At 71.0% G+C, this 17,471-nt stretch carries 25 protein-coding genes, 1 tRNA gene and 2 pseudogenes; 4 read left to right on the top strand and 24 right to left on the bottom strand.

Annotated elements, in window-relative coordinates:
- The 4 genes and pseudogenes from AB0K09_RS15795 to AB0K09_RS15780 form a co-directional block, all read right to left on the bottom strand.
- Window positions 1–2,045, bottom strand: a 2,045-nt coding sequence (locus tag AB0K09_RS15795) for a Helicase associated domain protein (protein WP_366065926.1), incomplete at its 3' end; no start/stop codon positions are given.
- A 37-nt stretch (window positions 2,046–2,082) separates the two neighbouring features.
- Window positions 2,083–2,220, bottom strand: a pseudogene (locus tag AB0K09_RS15790) (DEAD/DEAH box helicase family protein); the annotation flags it as partial.
- Window positions 2,217–2,729, bottom strand: coding sequence for a hypothetical protein (locus tag AB0K09_RS15785; RefSeq protein ID WP_366065925.1), 513 nt, complete (start codon window positions 2,727–2,729; stop codon window positions 2,217–2,219). The pseudogene AB0K09_RS15790 and the gene AB0K09_RS15785, both read right to left, overlap by 4 nt.
- A gap of 78 nt (window positions 2,730–2,807) precedes the next feature.
- Window positions 2,808–3,689, bottom strand: coding sequence for a hypothetical protein (locus AB0K09_RS15780; protein WP_366065924.1), 882 nt, complete (start codon window positions 3,687–3,689; stop codon window positions 2,808–2,810).
- Window positions 3,690–4,460: 771 nt separating this feature from the next.
- Between AB0K09_RS15780 and AB0K09_RS15775 the strand changes: the two genes are divergently transcribed.
- The gene (locus AB0K09_RS15775; RefSeq protein ID WP_366065923.1) at window positions 4,461–5,144 is read left to right on the top strand and encodes an HNH endonuclease family protein; all 684 of its coding nucleotides are present in this window, start codon (window positions 4,461–4,463) and stop codon (window positions 5,142–5,144) included.
- A gap of 146 nt (window positions 5,145–5,290) precedes the next feature.
- Here AB0K09_RS15775 and AB0K09_RS15770 read toward each other — a convergent pair whose 3' ends face one another.
- Window positions 5,291–5,932, bottom strand: coding sequence for an HNH endonuclease family protein (locus tag AB0K09_RS15770; protein ID WP_366065922.1), 642 nt, complete (start codon window positions 5,930–5,932; stop codon window positions 5,291–5,293).
- Between the two features lie 411 nt (window positions 5,933–6,343).
- Here AB0K09_RS15770 and AB0K09_RS15765 point away from each other — a divergent pair, with 411 nt between their 5' ends.
- Window positions 6,344–6,706, top strand: coding sequence for a lamin tail domain-containing protein (locus AB0K09_RS15765; protein ID WP_366065921.1), 363 nt, complete (start codon window positions 6,344–6,346; stop codon window positions 6,704–6,706).
- An 81-nt stretch (window positions 6,707–6,787) separates the two neighbouring features.
- Here the strand turns inward: AB0K09_RS15765 and AB0K09_RS15760 are convergent, their stop codons facing one another.
- Window positions 6,788–7,126, bottom strand: a complete 339-nt coding sequence (locus tag AB0K09_RS15760; RefSeq protein WP_366065920.1) for a hypothetical protein — start codon at window positions 7,124–7,126, stop codon at window positions 6,788–6,790.
- A gap of 96 nt (window positions 7,127–7,222) precedes the next feature.
- Window positions 7,223–7,408 carry a hypothetical protein gene (locus AB0K09_RS15755; protein ID WP_366065919.1) on the bottom strand — a complete coding sequence of 62 codons (186 nt, stop codon included), beginning with the start codon at window positions 7,406–7,408 and terminating at the stop codon, window positions 7,223–7,225.
- Between the two features lie 279 nt (window positions 7,409–7,687).
- Between AB0K09_RS15755 and AB0K09_RS15750 the strand changes: the two genes are divergently transcribed.
- Window positions 7,688–8,092 carry a hypothetical protein gene (locus tag AB0K09_RS15750; RefSeq protein WP_366065918.1) on the top strand — a complete coding sequence of 135 codons (405 nt, stop codon included), beginning with the start codon at window positions 7,688–7,690 and terminating at the stop codon, window positions 8,090–8,092.
- A gap of 173 nt (window positions 8,093–8,265) precedes the next feature.
- Here AB0K09_RS15750 and AB0K09_RS15745 read toward each other — a convergent pair whose 3' ends face one another.
- Together AB0K09_RS15745 and AB0K09_RS15740 are read right to left on the bottom strand one after the other, a co-directional pair.
- On the bottom strand, window positions 8,266–8,661 hold the full coding sequence (locus AB0K09_RS15745) for a hypothetical protein (protein ID WP_366065917.1): 396 nt from the start codon (window positions 8,659–8,661) through the stop codon (window positions 8,266–8,268).
- Between the two features lie 71 nt (window positions 8,662–8,732).
- Window positions 8,733–9,107: a hypothetical protein gene (locus AB0K09_RS15740; RefSeq protein WP_366065916.1), complete on the bottom strand. Its 375-nt coding sequence runs from the start codon at window positions 9,105–9,107 to the stop codon at window positions 8,733–8,735.
- Window positions 9,108–9,413: 306 nt separating this feature from the next.
- On the opposite strand from AB0K09_RS15740, the gene AB0K09_RS15735 reads away from it, so the two are divergent.
- Complete coding sequence (locus AB0K09_RS15735; RefSeq protein ID WP_366065915.1) at window positions 9,414–9,836, top strand: DUF6221 family protein; 423 nt, start codon at window positions 9,414–9,416, stop codon at window positions 9,834–9,836.
- Window positions 9,837–9,867: 31 nt separating this feature from the next.
- Here AB0K09_RS15735 and AB0K09_RS15730 read toward each other — a convergent pair whose 3' ends face one another.
- The 15 genes and pseudogenes from AB0K09_RS15730 to AB0K09_RS15660 form a co-directional block, all read right to left on the bottom strand.
- A complete protein-coding gene (locus AB0K09_RS15730; protein WP_366065914.1) occupies window positions 9,868–10,275 on the bottom strand; it encodes a helix-turn-helix transcriptional regulator in 408 nt (135 codons plus the stop codon).
- Between the two features lie 2 nt (window positions 10,276–10,277).
- Window positions 10,278–11,132 (bottom strand): hypothetical protein, encoded by an 855-nt coding sequence (locus tag AB0K09_RS15725; protein ID WP_366065913.1) that lies wholly within the window; start codon window positions 11,130–11,132, stop codon window positions 10,278–10,280.
- Between the two features lie 40 nt (window positions 11,133–11,172).
- Entirely contained in the window at window positions 11,173–11,979 is an 807-nt protein-coding gene (locus AB0K09_RS15720; protein WP_366065912.1) for a hypothetical protein, read from the bottom strand.
- A 32-nt stretch (window positions 11,980–12,011) separates the two neighbouring features.
- Window positions 12,012–12,152, bottom strand: coding sequence for a hypothetical protein (locus AB0K09_RS15715; protein WP_366065911.1), 141 nt, complete (start codon window positions 12,150–12,152; stop codon window positions 12,012–12,014).
- Window positions 12,153–12,249: 97 nt separating this feature from the next.
- Window positions 12,250–12,774, bottom strand: coding sequence for a hypothetical protein (locus tag AB0K09_RS15710; protein ID WP_366065910.1), 525 nt, complete (start codon window positions 12,772–12,774; stop codon window positions 12,250–12,252).
- A 392-nt stretch (window positions 12,775–13,166) separates the two neighbouring features.
- Window positions 13,167–13,601: a hypothetical protein gene (locus tag AB0K09_RS15705; RefSeq protein WP_366065909.1), complete on the bottom strand. Its 435-nt coding sequence runs from the start codon at window positions 13,599–13,601 to the stop codon at window positions 13,167–13,169.
- A gap of 34 nt (window positions 13,602–13,635) precedes the next feature.
- A tRNA-Leu gene (locus tag AB0K09_RS15700) sits at window positions 13,636–13,709 on the bottom strand.
- A gap of 13 nt (window positions 13,710–13,722) precedes the next feature.
- The gene (locus tag AB0K09_RS15695; RefSeq protein WP_366065908.1) at window positions 13,723–14,466 is read right to left on the bottom strand and encodes a hypothetical protein; all 744 of its coding nucleotides are present in this window, start codon (window positions 14,464–14,466) and stop codon (window positions 13,723–13,725) included.
- On the bottom strand, window positions 14,459–14,983 hold the full coding sequence (locus AB0K09_RS15690) for a hypothetical protein (RefSeq protein ID WP_366065907.1): 525 nt from the start codon (window positions 14,981–14,983) through the stop codon (window positions 14,459–14,461). Before AB0K09_RS15690 ends, AB0K09_RS15695 begins: the two co-directional genes overlap by 8 nt.
- 57 nt (window positions 14,984–15,040) lie before the next feature.
- A complete protein-coding gene (locus AB0K09_RS15685; protein ID WP_366065906.1) occupies window positions 15,041–15,370 on the bottom strand; it encodes a hypothetical protein in 330 nt (109 codons plus the stop codon).
- Entirely contained in the window at window positions 15,367–15,561 is a 195-nt protein-coding gene (locus tag AB0K09_RS15680; RefSeq protein WP_366065905.1) for a hypothetical protein, read from the bottom strand. The genes AB0K09_RS15685 and AB0K09_RS15680 overlap by 4 nt, the downstream gene beginning before the upstream one ends.
- Before the next feature lie 34 nt (window positions 15,562–15,595).
- Window positions 15,596–15,826: a hypothetical protein gene (locus AB0K09_RS15675; protein WP_366065904.1), complete on the bottom strand. Its 231-nt coding sequence runs from the start codon at window positions 15,824–15,826 to the stop codon at window positions 15,596–15,598.
- A 14-nt stretch (window positions 15,827–15,840) separates the two neighbouring features.
- Window positions 15,841–16,134 (bottom strand): hypothetical protein, encoded by a 294-nt coding sequence (locus tag AB0K09_RS15670; RefSeq protein ID WP_366065903.1) that lies wholly within the window; start codon window positions 16,132–16,134, stop codon window positions 15,841–15,843.
- 160 nt (window positions 16,135–16,294) lie between these two features.
- A complete protein-coding gene (locus AB0K09_RS15665; RefSeq protein ID WP_366065902.1) occupies window positions 16,295–17,035 on the bottom strand; it encodes a hypothetical protein in 741 nt (246 codons plus the stop codon).
- Window positions 17,032–17,471, bottom strand: a pseudogene (locus tag AB0K09_RS15660) (hypothetical protein); the annotation flags it as partial. The pseudogene AB0K09_RS15660 and the gene AB0K09_RS15665, both read right to left, overlap by 4 nt.

Below are 17,471 nucleotides of genomic sequence, written 5' to 3'. Positions count from 1 at the left end.
CTGCCCCCGGCCTTGGTGCCGGCGTGGAGGTTGCGGTAGTAGGAGATCCGGCTGCCCAGGGCGTAGCCGGTCTCGTCGACGTACTCCTTCTCCACCCCGGCCAGGGAGCCATGTTCGGCGACGTAGCGGTCGCAGGCGGCGATGAACTTCTTCCAGGTCGTCGACTCCTCGTCGAAGCTCATGCCGAGCTCCTCCAGCGAGGCGCGTTCGGCCGGGTCGAGGCGCCCTTGGGTAGCGTTGCGGCGCACCCGCTGGAGGCGTTTGCCGAGGGGGTAGCCGTCGGGGGTGCAGTAGGAGCCGGGGACGAGGAGGTCGCCGTGCTCGGCGGCGTACTGCTGGCAGGCCGCATACAGCTGCTGCCAGCGCAGGTCCCGGGTGTCCCACACCATGCCCAGGCCGTCGAGGGTGCGGCGCACGTGCTCCGGTACGCGGTGGCGGTTGCTGCGGGTGTGGTTGATCTTCTGGCCGAGCGGGTAGCCGGTGGGGGAGGTGTAGGTCTGTGGCACCAGGACGTGCCCGAGCTCGCTTTTGAAGGCTCGCAGCTCGTCGAGGAAGCGCTGCCACGGCAGGTCGGTGGTGTCCCAGACCATGCCGATCTTCTCCAGGGCCTCGACGCGGTCGGGGCGCAGCCAGCCCTTGCGCCGGTGCTGGCGGGCGTTTTGGATCCAGTGGCCCAGGTGGAAGCCGTCGTCGGTGACGTGGGTGGCGGGGACGTTGAGGTGGTGGTTTTCGGCGGCGAAGGCGCGGGCGTGGCCGTAGCCGGTCCACCAGGCAGAGGTGGTCTGGCGCACGGTCAGCGCGGTGAGCTGGCGCAGCAGGTCGTCGCTGGTGCCGGGGGGAAGCTGGAGGGTGATGCGGGAGGGCAGCTGCGGGTTCTCCTGGTGCTCCTTGGTGCGCTGGGTGTCCAGCTCGATGCCCAGGCTTTCGTCGTGGGCGCGCAGGGCGCGCAGGACCTGCCACAGGGTGCGGAAGTCGCCCGGCTCCAGGTCGCCGATGCTTTCGGTGGAGTCGGGCACGACGATGGGGACGATCACGGTGGCGGTGCCCGAGGTCTCGCCGGAGCGGCGCAGGGCCCGGCCGACGGCCTGGACGATGTCGACCTGGGAGCGCTTGGGGTGGGTGAACAAGACCCCGTCGACGGCCGGCACGTCCACGCCTTCCGACAGGCACCGAACGTTGGCGATTACGGTCCAGGTGCCGGGCGGGTGGCGCAGGGTGTCCAGGATCTGCTCGCGCTGGGCGTGCGTGTGCTCGCCGGTGATGCGCTCGGCGTGGACCGGGCCGTCGGGCTGCTGGTCGGCGGGGACCCGCCGGAGTGTGCCGGGCAGGGAGCGGACGAATTCGGCGGCGGCCTCCAGGCGGTGGCAGAAGGCGATGACGCGGCGCAGGCCGTGCTGGCGGGCCGCTTTGGCCAGCACGCTCTGTGCGGCCAGGGTGCGAAGGTCCGGACCGCCCGGGGTCTCGACGTGCAGGTGCTCGTCGTCCTGGAGCAGCTGGAGCATCTCGGCCTCGGTGACGCCGGCGATGACCACGCGGTAGTCATCAAGGTGACCCTCGCTGATCGCCCGGGCCCAGGAGTAGGTGAAAAGGACCGGCCCGAAGACGGCCGTGTCCGACATCGTCAGCCCCTGGTGGGTCTGCGCCCTGAAGTCGTCGATGCGCGGGGTGGCGGTCATGAACAGCCGGCGCCGTGCCGGAAAGACGCTCTCGCTGAGGATCTGGCGGGTGGCCAGGTCCGCGCGCCCGGCGAGGTGGTGGGCCTCGTCGTGGACGACCAGGTCCGCCGTGGCGCCGACGTCGCGCAGTGCCTCGGCGAGCCGGTGGGCGGAGAGGTAGGTGGCGACCACCAGCCGCCGGCCGCGCGCGGTGGCGAGCCAGGAGCCGATCTCCGCGACCTCGGTCGTCACGTGCGCGGGGATGTCCCCCAGGTGAGCCGGGGCGTCGGCGACGGTGTCGTCGGAGCAGACGGCCAAGACCGCGTCCACCCGCGATGCGGCCCGCCACGCGTGCACCGTCTGCGCGACCAGCGCGAGCGAGGGGGGCAAGGACGACGAGCAGACCGTCACCGGGCACCAGGCGGGCAGCGGATAACACGGAAATGAGGGTCTTGCCGGAGCCGCAGGCCGCATGCAGTTGCCCGCGGCCCCCTTCGGCCAGGCCGGAAGCGATGGCCTCGACAGCCTCGTGCTGGTACGGGCGCAGCGTGATGCCCCGGTTCATGCGTGTGCCCCTTCCTCAGCGGCGGGCAGCAGGCCGACCCGGCGCAGTGCCTCGTCGAGGTCGTGGCCGGCGAGCCGCAGGCTCACCGCTGCCTCCACCACGGCGAGCGCGCGCAGACGCGGCCAGCCCGCCACGATCTCGGCAAGCTCCCGGCGCTCCTTGCCGGGTCCGTCCTCGTCGTCGGCGTAGGCGTCGGCGATCTCGGCGGCCAGCAACTGCGGGGCCTGGACAATCCAACGGAAGTCCAGGGCCAGGCCGCGGACCGCCTCGACGACCATCAGGACCTGCCGGCGGGTCAGCTGCTCGGCGGCCTCAGCAAGCTCCGCGGCGGTGAGCTGGTAGTAGGCGTACAGGTCACGGGCGGCCACCGTGCCGGGATTGACGTACCCGTGCGGCTCGGACGGGCCGCCAGCCAGCGGATTGCTGCGCGTGTCGGGGTGGGCGCGGCGAGCCTCGATCAAAGCGTCCAGCGGGGGCACGGCACGGAACTTGACGACGGGCGAGGGCATCTCAGCTCATTTCAGCGTGAAGGAAGGGGGCCGCCCCAGCAGCGAGGCGGCCCCACCAGGGGCAGGAGAAGAAAGGGGTCAGTGAGCGGCGAGCAGGACGGCCACGCGCTCGGCCTCGTCCCTGTCCAGGACGCCCACCTCCCAGGCCACCTCGCCAGGCAGGTCCTCGGCGTCCTCCTGCGGAGCAACGACGAGAACCGGGTCCGACTCCTTGCCTGTCACACCATGGCCGGCAGCCCACACCCGCACGTGCTCGGGCACACTCACACCCGCCTGCTCCGGGCGGACGGCCGCCACCGGCTGCGCCCCACGCACCACCGACCAGAAGACGTCCACGGGCCCGTTGAGCTCATCCCGCACAGCCCGCAGATGCTCCCCCAGCCCCCGGATGACGGCCGTCGGCTGCTCCTGGTCCGCGCGGAACTCCTCCAGCAGCCGCGCCTCGATCCGCTCCAGTTCCTCATCGCTCGTCCGTGCGGTGATCCCGGCTTCCTCGGCCGTCCACGCCTCGCCGATGCTGTCCATGTCCCACAACTCGATCGCGCCGTCTTCGCCCAGGTCCGCGTCCTCGACCAGCGCCTTGATTGTCTCCTCGGCGTCCTGGGCGTCCTCGTCCAGCACACCGACCCGGTTGTGGCCGTTCCACTCGATCGACGCGCCATCCAGGACGCGCTGCGCGAGCGGCGCGATCCGCTCCAACAGGCGGTTGGCGCCCTCGGCCGTCGGGATCACCCGCTCGCCGCTGTAGTCCTTGCCGGTGAGGCAGTAGCGGCGCGTGCGGCCGTTACCGACCTCCGCGGGACGGGCGTTACCGACCTCCGGGTCGTAGGAGGCGTACAGCACGCCGTCCTCCAGATCGAGCTCGACGAAGACCGGCTGCGGCTCGGCCTGCTGGTCGTAATGCCGGTACAGCTCCTCGGTGTTCACGCAGTAGCTCAGCTGTACGGTGGTGACGGTCATGGGGATCACAGCTCCCTGTGTCCAAGGCCGACCGGAGTGCCCGCTCCGGTCGGCCGTTCTCGTTCCGACACGCCCGACTGTGCCACAGCTGTGCCACAGCCGGGGGGAGAATGCCGAAACTTTCTCAGAGCGACGGCGTTGAGCGAAGGGACCACGGGCACTCCGCACGCCGCGCTACCGGTCAACTGCCGAGGGGCAGGCACTCAAGTCGTCTAGGCGTTCTGCTTCGCACGCAGGGAGGAACGCCCGGCGTGCCCTCGCCGCGGCGCGGCGGGTGTTCCACCAGGCCCATGGTGGATTCGCGGTCGCCGAGCCAGCAGATCTCGTAGTGCAGGGATGGGGGGCTGCCCACAGATGAGCGCGCAGGAGATCAGGCAAAGCAGCATGAGCGGGAGCCAGGGCACCGCGTCTGACCAGACCGGTGATGAGTCGTGGTGGACGGCGGCGATGGCACGAGAACCTGACCAGGAAGAGCCTGGGCAACGTGACGCCGAGGACTACCAGTGGGAGGACCCCGATAGCTGGCTCTACTGGTCCGATGGGCCTTGCCCTGTGCATGATCCCGACGTCGACCATCCGGACTACGACGTCCAGCTCGACTCTTGTGTCTGCTCGCTCGACCTCTACCAAGCGCCGCGGCGGACGGCGTGCTCTGTGGACCGGTGTGCGGGTCCGTCCCATTGCAGGTGATGTAGGCCATCTGGGCGTATCTCCCGAATCAGGGGCCTGTTGGCAGGGCGGCCACTGTCGTCGTGCCCTCGGGAGGCACCCGTGCGTCTGCGCTCCGCTCTCGTCTCCACCCTCGCCGCCGTCTCCGTCACCCTGGTCGCCGCCCCTGCCCCCGCCCAAGCCGGAAGTCCCGCGCACCGCGCGCCGGGCGACTCGGTGACGATGCGCCTGTCGGAGGCCGTCGCGGCACTGCCCGCGGCCGAGGAGAGCCGCGCCGGGTACGTGCGCACAGCCTTCCGGCACTGGATCGATGCGGACCGGGACGGGTGCAACACCCGCAAAGAGGTGATCATCTCGGAGGCGGTGGAGGCCCCGCAGGTGACGCAGCCGGGATGCGTATTGACCGGCGGCCAGTGGTTCTCGCCCTACGACAACGTGACGGTCGAGGATGCCGGCGCACTCGATGTGGACCACGTCGTCCCGCTCGCCGAGGCCTGGGACAGCGGGGCCTCGACGTGGACGCCGGCGGAGCGCGAGGCATACGCCAATGACCTCGGCGACGAGCGCGCGTTGATCGCGGTGTCCGCGCGGTCCAATCGCCAGAAAGCCGACAAGGACGTCGCCGAGTGGCTGCCCACTGCGGGCTATGTCTGCCGGTACATCACGGACTGGACGGTGGTGAAGACGCGCTGGCAACTGAGCGTGGACCCGGCGGAGCAGGCGACGCTGGAGCGGCTGTCCCGCTCCTGTCCCGACGAGACGATCACCGTGCAGCACGCCCGCTAAGACGCAAGGCGGCCCCCGCCCATTCGGGCGGGAGCCGCCTCACGCAGACGCGGCACACCCTGGCGCAGGGCGCCGTCAACGGCGGCGCGTGTAGACCGCCGGGCCGGTCTCGCCTTCGCGTGCCGGCAGGAGCTCGGCGGCGCTGCTCAGCACCCGTTCAGCACGGCGGCGAGCTTGTCCTTCTCGGCCGCGTCGACGGTCAGGTTGTACTGGTGCTTGACCGTCACCCACATCTCCGCGTAGGTGCAGGCGTAGCCCTTGAGCGGCGGCATCCACTGCGCCGGGTCCTTGTCGCCCTTGATCTGATTCACACGGTCGGTGACCGCGATCAGCTGCGAGTGGGTGAGATCGTTGGCGAACGCCTGCCGCTGCGAGGTCGTCCACTTGTCGGCGCCGGAGCGCCAGGCCTGGGCGAGCGGCACGATGTGGTCGATGTCGATGTCGGCGGCGTTGTGCCAGGTGGCGCCGTCGTAGGGGGAGTACCAGGTGCCGGAGACCGCGGCGCACTTGGCGTCCTGCTGCACGTCCTGGCCGTCGCGCTTGAGTACGACTTCGCGCGTATTGCACTGGCCGTACTGGGTGATCCAGTGCGGAAACTTGCTGCGGCTGTAGCCGTCCACGCTGGTCTCGGGCGCGACCGTGAGCTGGCTGAGGTAGGTACGCGCGGTGCCCGCATCGGCGGGGGCCGGCGGAGCGGCCTGGGCGGTGGGACCGGTGAGGACAAGGGTGCCGACGAGCGCGGCCAGGCCGCCGGCGATGGCGGTACGACGCGCGTAGACGCTGCGCATGGAGAACTCCCTGCTGGTGGTGGGGGCTTACCGCGCGAGCTGCGGCAAGGCTGGCGACGAGGGGTGTCTGGGGGGTGATCGCTAAGCAACAGGGTGGCGACGCGCGCATGCCAAAACAAGGGGGGTGTGCCCTATCCCGCAATTCCGAGAAGAGGTTGCGCAACCGCTCTTGTCGCGCTGGGGGCGTGCGCGGTGCGCACGAGGAGGAGTGCGCCTGTTGAGGTTCCGTAACACGCTCGGTGATCCTCTGCCCTGCGGCGAGCGCCGAGGCCAGAGTGATCTGCCCCGGCGCTCGCCGGGGCCTTGAACCGTTGGCGCCGGCTGCTCGGCCGCGCCTTGAGAGGGGTCTTCATGTCTCGTCTTGTCAGCCGGCTCGCAGTGGCGGCTGCGGCTTCCAGTGCCCTGGCCGCTGTGGCTGCCGTGCCGGCCGCGGCCTCGCCCGCGGTGGGCTTCGGCGCGATCCAGTACGACAGCCCCGGCAAGGACACCCGATCGAACGCGTCCTTGAACGCCGAGTGGGTGACGATCACCAACCGCTCCGACCGTGCCGTCGATCTGGGCGGCTGGACACTGTCGGACGCATCGCGGCACACCTACCGCTTCCACCTGAAGCTGGGCGCCCACCGGTCGGTGAAGGTCCACACCGGCATCGGCCGGGACACGGCCGCGGACGTGTACTGGGGCTCGCGCGCCTACGTGTGGAACAACGACCGCGACGCGGCGACCCTCAAGGACTCGCGCGGCCGAGTGGTCGCGGTGAAGTCCTGGCGGTAGCCGCCCGCAACAGAGCCCCCGCCCATGCTGGGCGGGGGTGATCAGCCGTGGTCAGGTTGGCCGCGCCGGGATGGGCGTGGTCTAGAAGGGCGGTTCGCTGGAGTAGTCGGCGGGATCGTGCTCGCGGTGAGGCTCGGCCGGCGCGTCGTTGTAGCCGTCCGGGGGCTCCGGGTCGGGGTCCTCGTCGCGGTAGTCGGTCCGGTCGTCGTGGGGCTCCGGCTCCGGCTCCGGGGGAGCGGGGCAGGCGCAGGACTCGGGGTCGAGGGCGCCGCAGTGGCAGCAGTGATCAGGAGTGATCTCGCCGGTGCCGCCGCATTCGATGCAGTTGTCGGAGCCGGTGGGATCGTCGCCGGTGCCGTCGCATGCGTGGCAGTCGTCGGGCTCGTCGCAGATGCCGGCCGGGCACGTGTCGGTGGTCAAGTTGCTCTCCCTCGATGCGGTGGTTAGGGCGTGGTCCGGCGGCGAGGAAGCGAGTTGGTGCGCGGTCGTGTGTCCGGCCGCCGGACCGGTCTGTGGTCAGCCGCTGGTGGCTGCCTGGTCGGGGGGCTTCGGCCTCCAGCGGTCGACGACCCGCCATGCGTGGCCGGTGGGCTCGTGGCAGTGCCACTTGCTGCCGATGGTGTGGCTCGCCTCCCACGAGCAGCGGACGATGCGCAGGCCGCGAATCCTCCAGGAACGGCAGCGCACCTCAGGCGCGGGCACGGTGGTCTCCTAGGGGGTGTCTGACGGGTCTGCGCGGCGTCGCGACGCCTGGCACACACGCTCGCGGCGGTGCCGTCAGCCGCCGACGCTCCGCGTGGACTCCCTCTTCCACCTTGCGAGCACAGGTACCAGACGCCGCTTCTTCTCCCACGGCGACCCATCGGACACCCCCTAGTGCTGGCTGGGCCTCACCCCACCTGTGGCCAGCCCGGCTTGCATTTGCGTGACAGAGTTCTCGATGCTTGCCTGGAAGGTAGGGAAGAACTGCACCGCCGGAAAGTGAAAGAGGTGGCTGCCATGTGTCTCGTGACGGATCCACGAATCGACGGTGGCCCCATCGATGACGATAATTACGGGTTTACGGTCACATACACAGCTCAGTTCGATCCAGGGGAAATAGGGATTCAGTTTCACGAGTACATCTTTCTTCGAGAGAATGACCAGGGAGCACCGTTCGGCGGTGGAAACGACAATCTCACATCGCCGGAGGAAAAGATCTTCACGGCCACTAGCCAGTCCATGAACCGGCAACGGGACATTGCAATCCCGAGGGACGTCGCGGACACGGAGTCTGGCCACGAGGAGATCTATGCCGAGATCTCGTTGCGCTCGGAAATGAATCTAGATCCTGCCGTGGGGCCCGACTGCCGGAACCACTCGAGTGCAGGAGACTTCAACCCATAGAAAGTCGCGTTGGTTGACCGGGTGAGTGAGCTGTCGCCCGAGCGATCACCCGGACCGCGGCCCGCATGATCGCCCGGGTGGCAGGCAGCGCAGGGCCCCTCGGCCGATCCGGACGGGCCGGGCGATGGTGGGTTGAGGGGCCCGGCGGGCGGGCGGCCGCCGGGCCGGGGGCGTCAGTCTTCGGAGCCGTTGAGCTTGTGGCGGACCGCTGCCAGAACCTCGTGGGCGCGAGTCGGAGCGAATTCCAGGTCTCGCTTGACCAGGGTCCCCGGGCGCATGGAGACGAGGGGTTCGAGGGTGGCGAGGTCGAAGTAGCCCCACTCGGCGCCGCGTAGGTCGCCGTTGAGGCAGACCCAGCCGAACGCCTCTCCGGATCGTGGGTTCAGCTCGGCGACGTACCAGTGGCTGGAGTCCAGGAAGTAGTGGGCGTAGAGGGTATTGTTCTCCGGCTCCTCGTTGTCCTGCGCGTAGAACGCGGGGATCTCGCGGAGTTCGTCGGCTGTGGGGAAGAAGCGGTGGCCGCGCAGCTGGCGGTGGACCTCGGTCATGTCGCTGATGAGCTTCCGCATGGTCCTGCCTTTCGTGATGCCGGTTCTGGCCTGTTGGGGCGGCCGGGGACCCGGCCGCCGTGTCGGATTGGTCAGGCGGCGAGCTTGAAGTCGATGGCGAGGTCCCGAGTGGCCTTGTAGGTGCGGAGGGCGGTGTACAGGGCGGGGTCGGTGGGGGCGTAGACGTGGACGTGGATCCACTTGCCGGTCGAGCGGTGCTGCGCCCAGACCTTGATCGCGTCCGTGCCGAGGTGGGCGGCGCGGTAGGCCTTGGCGACGTGCCGGCCGTACCAGGAGCGCTGTCCGTCGGGCAGGTGGTCGGCGCCGAGGCGGTCGAGGAGGTCGCCGGTGCGGATGAGAGCGCCGGTGTCGACGAGGTGGGCGATGCGGCCGGAGAGGGTGCGGTAGCCGAGGTCTTTGGTGGCGGTGCGGGCGGCGGTGATGGTGCGGCGGATGTGCAGCTTCACGGTGTTCCCCCTGACGCTCGGTGTACGTACACCATACCGCCTGGTGTACGTACACCGCAAGGGCTTCTGTGGATTTCCCGTACGTACACCCCGTACTGTTTGGACCATGCCAAACGCGCCACGAACCCAGCACCGCTCGGTCCGAATCTCCGACGAGGATTGGGCCGACCTGGCAGCGCGCGCTCCAGGTGGCGACCGCGCCAGCGCCATCAAGGACCTGATCGCCTGGTACCTGCGCCGCCCTGGCGCGAAGCTGCCGGAGCGCCCGCCTGTCAGCCCGTCTTCTGAGCCTCCAGCAGACGGCGCATGACTGTCGGCCTGGCCGCCTTCCTGCGCGCCCGCCTCGATGAGGACGAGCGGATAGCCCGCGCAGCCTTCCCCGCGTCCTGGGTTCGGCACGAGCATGTCGCCGGCGTTCATGCTGACGATGCGGAAGAAGGTCGCCAGTACGGTACGGCGGTCGCCGACTGCCGCCGGGTGCCGGACGGGTACGGCGTGCCGAACGCGCTTCACATTCACCGGCATCAGCCCGCGCGGGTCCTCGCCGATGTCGAAGCGCACCGGGCAGTCCTCGACCTGTACGAGAACCCGGAGACGAGCGAGGCGCTCCCCGACTCCCTCAACCGCCTGACCACGTCCGTGCAGCGCCACGTGCTCGGCGATGTGGTCCGCCTTCTTGCCCTGCCGTACGCCGGCCATCCCGACTACCGCGACGAGTGGCGGCCGTAGAGGCAGCCGGCCGCCTGCGCGCGGGTCGCCCTTACTCATCGCTGCTTCCACGGCAGGGGCAGTCGCGCCGGGCCTCGCCGTCGGCCGCCGCGTCCAGCCCCCGTGTGCCGGCGTCGCGGGAAGCCAGCTGGTGCGCGAGGGACAGCAGCGCGTCGGCCGCGGCTTCGCGGACGGCTGTCCGGACAGTGTCCAGGCTGGTCAGGGGCGGCCCCGCGGTGCCGAGGAGCCCACGCTCGTAGGCGATCGCGACAGCATGCGCGCGCTGATGAGCGCCCAGCTTGACGAAGGCCCGCCGCACCCGCGAGTTCACGGCGGCCGGGCTGATGCCCAGCGCACGGGCGGCTGCGGCGTCGGTCATGCCCTTGCTGATGAGCTCCAGGACCTCGAGCTCCCCGGCGGTCAGCGGCTCTCCTTCGGCGGGGAGCGGGTGTGCGGCCATGGTCAGGTCCCGATGTCGTCGAGGGGCTCGTGGGCCGCAGTGCGGCGGAGGGCGGCGGCGAGTTGGACCCGATCGCGGAGGAGGTGCTCGACGTGCTGCTCCAGGAGCCGGCCGTCGGCCGGGGTGAGGGTGCCGCGGCTGGCCTTGGAGAGCAGGACGAGCAGCGCGTTCCGGAGGGCTGTGTCATCGGTGTCCGGCCGTGTCCAGGTGGTGTCCGCCGAGGTCGCGGTGGTGCTGGCGGGCGCGGTGGTCAGGGGTGTCCGGGGGGTGTCCGGGCTGGTGTCCGTCCAGATGATGCGGGTGCCGTCGGCGTGTCCGGGGCCGGTCAGGTCGTTGATGCCGTGGTCCCAGAAGTCGGCGGACGGGTAGGGGCCGCGCCATCGGATGGAGGCGCTGCCGTCGGGCCACAGCACGCCGTCGGCGGCGATGCGGCCCGCAGCGCGCAGCAGGACGAAGGTCCGCGGCGGGGCGTGATCGGCTGTAGGGCCGTCTGCGGGCCTCGTGGTGGCCGCGTCGACACCTGGGGCCACCGAGGGGGCGAGAGGCGCCTGTGCGCCCGTCTGGGGCTCCTGCGGGGCCTGTTGAGGGGTGATCGGGTCCTGGGCACGCTCGTCGTGCTGCTGGGTGTGGCGGGTGGCGACGGGGTCGAGGACGTAGCCGGCCCGCCGCAGCCGGCCGGTCGGCGTGAAAGCCCCGTCGTGCAGCTGCCGCACGGGGACGCGGTCGAGCGTCTCGCCGGACGTGTGGTCGACGATGTCGGCCTTCGCCGCGCCGGGGCGGTAGCTGGTGATGCGGATGCGCCGGCCGGTGTCGACGCGCCGGTAGACCTGGCCGGCCTGGATCGCGTGGCTGGTCATGATGGGGCTACTCCTCCTGGTGGCTGGTGCGGTCAGGCGGTCAGGCGGTGGCGCGTTGTGCGGCGGGGCAGTCGACGGTCGTGTAGTGCACGGCGCCTTCGCCGCAGTCGCAGGGCCCGGACAGACCCTCGTCGTCGCTGTCGTCGGCGACGACGGCGGGCGGGTTGATGCCAAGCGCGCGAAGGACAGCGTTCAGGACCGTCCCCGGGTCCGCGCCTTCCTCTCCGGCCGCGCCCTCGATGGCATGCCAGGCCCGGCTGTGCTCGGACTCGGTGAGGGTGCGGGTGCGGAGGCGAGTATCGGGTCCTGCTGCGCCTCGTCCCGCCGCGCGGCGCAGTTCGCGCGCCACCTCCAGCTCGGTGGCGCAGCTCTGGCAGTCGGATGGCCACTGGGCGGCCACGTCGGCGGCTTCGCGGAGGGCGCCGGCCCGCTGGTCGGACGCGGGCAGCAGGGCCAGCACCGCGTCGGCGAGGCGGTGGTACCTCTCGATCACGCTGCTGGGCAAGCTGCTCTGACCCGGCCCCCACGTGTGGCCGTCGGTGTGAGCGAGGGTCTCGGCGATGTTGATGCGCAGCGTGTCCCGGTCGGGGACGGGCGCCGGGCCGGAAGGAGTGGCGGCGTGCCCGTACAAGCGGGCGGCCTCGTCCCAGGACAGCCATACCCAGTGGTCGTAGTTGCCGGTCGGCCAGCCGACCGCGCGGCCCAGGATTTCCCAGACGCCCCCATCGGCATGCAGGGTGCGGGCCCAGTCGGAGGCCCAGCCGCAGCAGGTGCGGTCCTCGGATACGGCGGACATCGCTTCGAGAAGCTGCGCCCGCTGGCGGTCGATGGCGGTCGGTTCGTTCACAGTCACTCCTGGTGTCTGGTGTGGGCAGGCGGTCAGGCGGTGGCGAGGATCGTGGCGGTCGATGACCACCGGGCGTCGCGGGTCTCGGGGTTGTCCGGGCCGGTGCGGCGCGAGAAGTCCTCACCTGCGGTGACCCGGTACTCGTAGGAGCCGTCGGGCCACGGGCCTTTCACCTCGCGGGTGGTGGCAGTGCCGATGCGGGCGGCGGGCCACTGCTGGCCGTAGTGCCGGGCGCGGGCGCCGACGGGGAGCGGGAGCGTGTGGGTGCGGTCACGGCCGGGCGGCAGACACTGCGGCGGCTTGACGGCGGAAGCGGCCAGCGAGCAGGCGGCACAGTTCGCCGTTGGGGGACTTGGCGTTCGGGTGGAAGTCGATGCCGTCCAACTCGTCGGCGACCTCGTTCAGGACGGTGGCGCGCATGTCGGCAAGCTCGGTGCGGAGGCGGCGGATCTCGGCGGCCATCGCGTCGACGTCCTCACGGGCGTGGGCTGCGGACGGCGCGTACTGGGCGGCCAGAGTCACCAGCCACTCGGGCCAGTTGCTCGTGTCGCCCTGGCGCGCTGTGTAGGACTGCGAGCGGGGCTCGTCGGTCAGTTCGCCGTCCGGACGGACCCAGCGGCCGCAGACGTGGGCGCGCATGCCGGCCGTCTGATAGCGGATCGTGACTTCGCTGGGGCGGACGTGCCCGCTGCCGGACTTGTTCTCGACGTCGGGCTGGCCGGTGACGCGCAGTTCGATGCTCTGGTTCAGCACAGTGGTGGCGGTCTTCTGCTGGTTGATGCGGCTCTCAGTCATGGCGCGGGGTCCTTTCGGGTGGTGGCCTGAGACGGGTCAGGCGCAGGGGTCGAGTTCGGTGATGAGCCCAGCCGTTTCGGCGGTGGGGCAGGGCCAAGGGGTGACGGGGTATTGGCGGCGCCATCCGTCCCACCCTGAGCACCCGATGCACACGTCGATGCCGCCGCGGCGCACAGGTCGGTGAATCTCCGTAAGGGCACTGCGGAGCTGCGCGAGCTCAACTGTCGCCCGCCGAAGGGCCATAGAGGCCCCTGGGCGGCCCCCTGGCGGCTTTTGGGTGAGCTCCCGGACTCCACGCCTTAGGCGGTCCGCTTCGGCCGCCGTGAGGCCGCTGAAGCGCTCTGCGCGGTCGATCAGGTTCAGGAGCTGATCCGTCGTCACCGGCGTTGGCTTCACAGCAGACCGCCGATCACGGTCACGACGACTACCGGCCGCTCACCTTCGGGCGCGGCTTCGACATGGAGGCCGGGCAGGGACGGGTCAACCACATGACGGCGGCCGTCGGGCGTGGTGACGATGAACTGGATGCGCTTGGCCCCATTCGCGTCCGCGCGCAACCACGCTTTGGACACCTCGGCTTCGTAGGTGACTGTGACCCGCTGATCCTTCCGGGCCAGGCTGCGGAGTCGAGCTTCCTCTTCGGTGAGGGCTTGCACGGGGCGGGGCTTCATCTGGGCCATCTGCGTTACCAGCGTGGGCCGCACCCCAGGGACAGGGTTCGCGCAGCGGCAGCCGGGCTTGATGGTGGGCGGCTGGATCTTGCAAGCCTTGTCGCAGCGATTGCAGTACCAGACCTGGTAGGTGGACTCGGCCTCGGGCTTGTTCATGGTCACTCCAAGGTTGTGCGGCGGTCTGGTTAGGTGCCCGGGGCGAGATTCGAACTCGCACTGGACCGCTTTTAAGGCGGCTGCTTCTACCTGTTGAGCGACCCGGGCTCGGTCGGCGCGGTCAGGCGGCGGGTCGCTTCTTGCCGTTCAGCAAGTTGCACAGCCCGCCCGCGCTGTACCCGGTCTCCTCGGCCAGTGCGCGGAGGGTCGCTCCCTGCGCGCGCCGCTCCCGGAGCGCCTCGAGATCCTGCTCTGTCAGCAGCCGACGGCCCCGGTACATCCCCGAGCGGCTCAGCACTCGCTTATCCCGCCGCTGGGGGCGCGGCGTCTCGTGCTCGTGCCACAAGGCGAGGACGGAGCGCCGGGCCTTTCGCAAGCGGGCCGCGTAGGTCGGAAGCGGTAGACGCAGGCTGTCGGCGGCGGCTTGGTGGTCATCGGTGATGGCGAGGGCGGTGAGTGCCTGCTGCTGGGCCAGGGGCAGGCGCGGCCAGACCTGGGCGAGCGCCAGGTGCTCGACCAGGCGCTCGTCCCACGGCGTGTGGCCGGTGGTCTGCCAGTACCGCTGGAATCGGGCCATGGAGCCTTGCCCGAGAGCCGGCTGGCGGAGGTCGTAGCCGCGGTACTTCATCTCGGCTGCGACATGTCGGTTTGCCGCAGACCGGCCCAAGTTGATCAGGTCCTGGCGTGTGAGCGGGGTCTTGGCCGTGATGAGGTGTTCGGTGATCCCAAAACGGACGGCCTCGTAGCGGTCAGTGGTGTCCATGGCCTTGGACCAGCGGTCGATCGCAATGACGAGCCGCGAGAGCTTGTCGATGTCGGTCAGGCTGTAGCCATGCCACAGAGGCACTGCGGTCGGGTCAGTCATGGCCTGCCTCCGACGGTGCAGGATGGGCGGCGATGACTTCACGGATCTGCCGCACCGACGGGGCCGAGTGAGCTGCCGGGTGGTCGGGGGTCTGCGCTGTCCCCTGGCCGAAGAGACGGAGCCCGCCGGGGGTACAGCCGCGGGAATGCCAAGCCAGCCTGTAGAGCCAGTGCAGGCCGAGGTAGTGCTCCTGCTCCGCCGGCGTCAGACGCCTGCCAACCTGGACGGTGACGGACGGCTCGCCCGAGGAGGAATCGCGCCAGCTGGCATCGGCGAGCCAGCCGTGGGTGTGCGCGTGGGCGATGAGGCCGGCCGCCGCCGCGGGGAGGGTGTAGCCGTCGGGAGGCGTGGCGCGGATGGCCTGAAGCTGGCGGCGGACAGCCAGCAGACGCTCGCGGTCCGCCTCGGTGCGGTCATGCCAGGGGACATGCAGCAGGCGCCGGTATTCGGCATAGAGCCGGTCGTAGCGCTCGTCCAGGGACTCGTGCGGCGCGGGCGGTGTGAGGAGTTCGGACATCAGGCGCTCCTTGGGTCGGCCGGTCCGGTGCTGGCGGTCGGGCGGGGCGGTGAACGGTCAGCGGGCCCATCGCGGGGGCTTCCGCTCCCGGGGGCAGCCGGGGGTGTGCACCTGCTCGTGCGTGATCAGCGACAGCTCGCAGCACGCGTCGAGCCGGCGGTCGACGGGGTGCAGGCCGGCGCGGATCGCTCGACGGGCTCGCCCGGCCGCCTCGCGCCCATCGGCGACGCTGTGATGTTCGTGGCGGGTGAGGGCGGCGAGCAGGAGAGTGAGCGCGGTGTACGCGACGGCGAGGGTCCACGCGTGCTCGTGGGCCGCGGCAAGGGCTGTGGTGGCTGCGGTGGTGGTGGCGAGGGCGGCTATGAGGCGGGCGGTGTGGTGGGTCACCGGGGGCTCCTCGGGGCGGCGTGTTGATCCGGTTCGGGGTTGGGCGGCGCCTGGGTGTCGGGCTGGGGGTCGGGGCGGAGGGTGAAGAAGCCGAGGACGTCGTAGCGCTCGCCGACGCCGGCGGGGTCGGGGTGCTCGGCAGCGGCTGACGCGTCGTGTGGGGGGATCCAGACCGCGGAGTCGTGATCCATCGGCGCGGGCTTTCTCGACGGCGGGCGAGGTGGATCAGCGGCAGATGGCGCACTCGTGCGCGAAGTCGCTGGATTCGTGGCACCGGTCGACGCAGCGGCGGCAGAACGGCGTCTCGTCGTGGCGGCCGCGGCCGTCGAATCGCTTGTCGGTGGGGTCGAAGGGTCGGTGGCATTGGGCGCACGGGGCGGGCTGGTCGTCCTCGTCCGGGAGGGTGTCGGCGACGTGGGCGAGCAGGCGGTCGAGGCCGGCGGGGCGTTCGGACATGGTGGGGCTCCTGTTCAGGTGACGGGTGCGGTGCGGCGGGTGGCGGTGAAGCGACGCTGGAGGTTGCGGAGTCGGCGGCGGGTTCCGTTGCCGCCGCCGTTGTTCCACCAGCGGTGGGCGGTCCAGGCCGCTGCCGCGCCGCTGATCACTGCACCGACGGGGTTGTCTGGGAGGTTGGCCATGCAGATGAGTGCGTTGCCGAGGGTGTAGAGGCCGTCGGCGTTGCGTCGGCGGCTCCGCTGGGTGAGGTCGAGGAAGAAGGCCGCAGTGGCGAAGCCGAGGCCGCTGGAGAGGAGGACGAGGTGCATGGCGGTGGTCGCTCCTGAGGGTCGCGTGGGTGGTTGGTCCAGGCGGTGATGCGGGCGTCGTGGCTGGGGACGTTGAGTCGGCGGCCGCGCGGGGTGGTGCAGCGTTGGCCGGGTGGTGCGCCGCACCAGGGGCAGCGGATCGCGTGCTCGGGGCGGTCGGTCATGAGGCCGCGGTCTCTCCGGAGGCCGGGTGTGTGGGCACGAAGCCGTCAGCGGGCTCGATGCGGGTGCCGGGCGGGAGGGCGGAGAGTGCGGCGCGGGAGGCGGCCAAGCGGCGCTCCAGCTCCTGCTGTTCCTCAGCCAGGGTGACGGGAGGTTGGCCGGCGGCGGCGCGGCGGGCGTCCTCCAAGCGGATCGGGTGGACGTCGGGGCGACGCCGTCCGGCGGTAGTGCAGCTGCGGCCGGGCTCGGCGTGGCAGCGGGAGCAGTGGACGGACCGCGGGTTGCCGTCGGCGGGCGAAGGGGCGGTGTGGCCGACGGCGGCGAGGATGGCGCGGGCCCGGCTGGGTGTCGGGGCGGTGCTGGCGGTCAGGGCGCGCGGCGCCGGGACGGGGCGGGGCTCGGCGACTCCGCTGGCGACGGCGCGGCGTTCGGCGAGGAGAGCGGCCCGATAGGTGTCGTCCCCGGTGTCGCCCTCGGGGGGTTCGGATTCGGTGTGGCGTTCGAGGCGGTCGCGGATGTGCAGGCGCCACTGCTCGGCGATGTCGGCGGGGCGGAGAGGGAAGGGGGACTGCTGGTAGTGGCGGATGACGGCGTGGGCAGCGAAGGGCAGGGGAACGTCGGTGAGGATGACGGCCCACATCTCGGCCTGGCCGGCGGCGTCGACGGGGTTGGTGCGGACGATGCGGTCGTCGACGAGGGCGATGCGGTCGAAGAGGGCGTAGACGTCGTCGAGGGTCACGGGAGCATCCCCTTCTGGCGGTGGAGTTCGCGGGCGGCGGCGATGACGGCGCGCTGCTGGCCGGTCTTGTTGAGTGGCTGGGTGCCGGGGAAGGGCACCACGGTGGAGTCCGTGGGGGTGGCGGCGGCGGGGGCGGTGCGCTGTTCGCGGACCCATTTGCGCCAGAGGGCATCGGGGTCAGCGGCGAGGGTGCTCTTGGCGGTGTGCCAGTCGACGAAGGCGGCGGTGACGGCGTCGAGTCCGGTTCGTCCGCCAAGGCGGGTGAGGTGTCCGTCCTGTTCGGCCCAGGCGAGGGAGTGCTGGCTGGGCTGGAAGTTGGCGGGGACGGGTGTGTGCGCCTGGTCGGTGCGCCCCCTACTACCGGTACGGGGGGCACACACATCAGCCCCCCTATAGGTACGGGTCGGGTCGGGCCGGGCCGGGCCGGGGACGCGCG

The organism is Streptomyces sp. NPDC049577 (assembly GCF_040675635.1).
Lineage (GTDB): Bacteria > Actinomycetota > Actinomycetes > Streptomycetales > Streptomycetaceae > Streptomyces.
This window is presented reverse-complemented; position numbering and strand designations above follow the sequence as displayed.

Bases quoted from the DNA above. Each gene is read 5' to 3' on its own strand.
- AB0K09_RS15785 (WP_366065925.1), bottom strand. From the start codon at position 2,729: ATGCCCTCGCCCGTCGTCAAGTTCCGTGCCGTGCCCCCGCTGGACGCT.
- AB0K09_RS15780 (WP_366065924.1), bottom strand. From the start codon at position 3,689: ATGACCGTCACCACCGTACAGCTGAGCTACTGCGTGAACACCGAGGAG.
- AB0K09_RS15770 (WP_366065922.1), bottom strand. From the start codon at position 5,932: ATGCGCAGCGTCTACGCGCGTCGTACCGCCATCGCCGGCGGCCTGGCC.
- AB0K09_RS15745 (WP_366065917.1), bottom strand. From the start codon at position 8,661: ATGCGGAAGCTCATCAGCGACATGACCGAGGTCCACCGCCAGCTGCGC.
- AB0K09_RS15735 (WP_366065915.1), top strand. From the start codon at position 9,414: ATGACTGTCGGCCTGGCCGCCTTCCTGCGCGCCCGCCTCGATGAGGAC.
- AB0K09_RS15730 (WP_366065914.1), bottom strand. From the start codon at position 10,275: ATGGCCGCACACCCGCTCCCCGCCGAAGGAGAGCCGCTGACCGCCGGG.
- AB0K09_RS15725 (WP_366065913.1), bottom strand. From the start codon at position 11,132: ATGACCAGCCACGCGATCCAGGCCGGCCAGGTCTACCGGCGCGTCGAC.
- AB0K09_RS15710 (WP_366065910.1), bottom strand. From the start codon at position 12,774: ATGACTGAGAGCCGCATCAACCAGCAGAAGACCGCCACCACTGTGCTG.
- AB0K09_RS15705 (WP_366065909.1), bottom strand. From the start codon at position 13,601: ATGAACAAGCCCGAGGCCGAGTCCACCTACCAGGTCTGGTACTGCAAT.
- AB0K09_RS15695 (WP_366065908.1), bottom strand. From the start codon at position 14,466: ATGACTGACCCGACCGCAGTGCCTCTGTGGCATGGCTACAGCCTGACC.
- AB0K09_RS15690 (WP_366065907.1), bottom strand. From the start codon at position 14,983: ATGTCCGAACTCCTCACACCGCCCGCGCCGCACGAGTCCCTGGACGAG.
- AB0K09_RS15680 (WP_366065905.1), bottom strand. From the start codon at position 15,561: ATGGATCACGACTCCGCGGTCTGGATCCCCCCACACGACGCGTCAGCC.
- AB0K09_RS15675 (WP_366065904.1), bottom strand. From the start codon at position 15,826: ATGTCCGAACGCCCCGCCGGCCTCGACCGCCTGCTCGCCCACGTCGCC.
- AB0K09_RS15670 (WP_366065903.1), bottom strand. From the start codon at position 16,134: ATGCACCTCGTCCTCCTCTCCAGCGGCCTCGGCTTCGCCACTGCGGCC.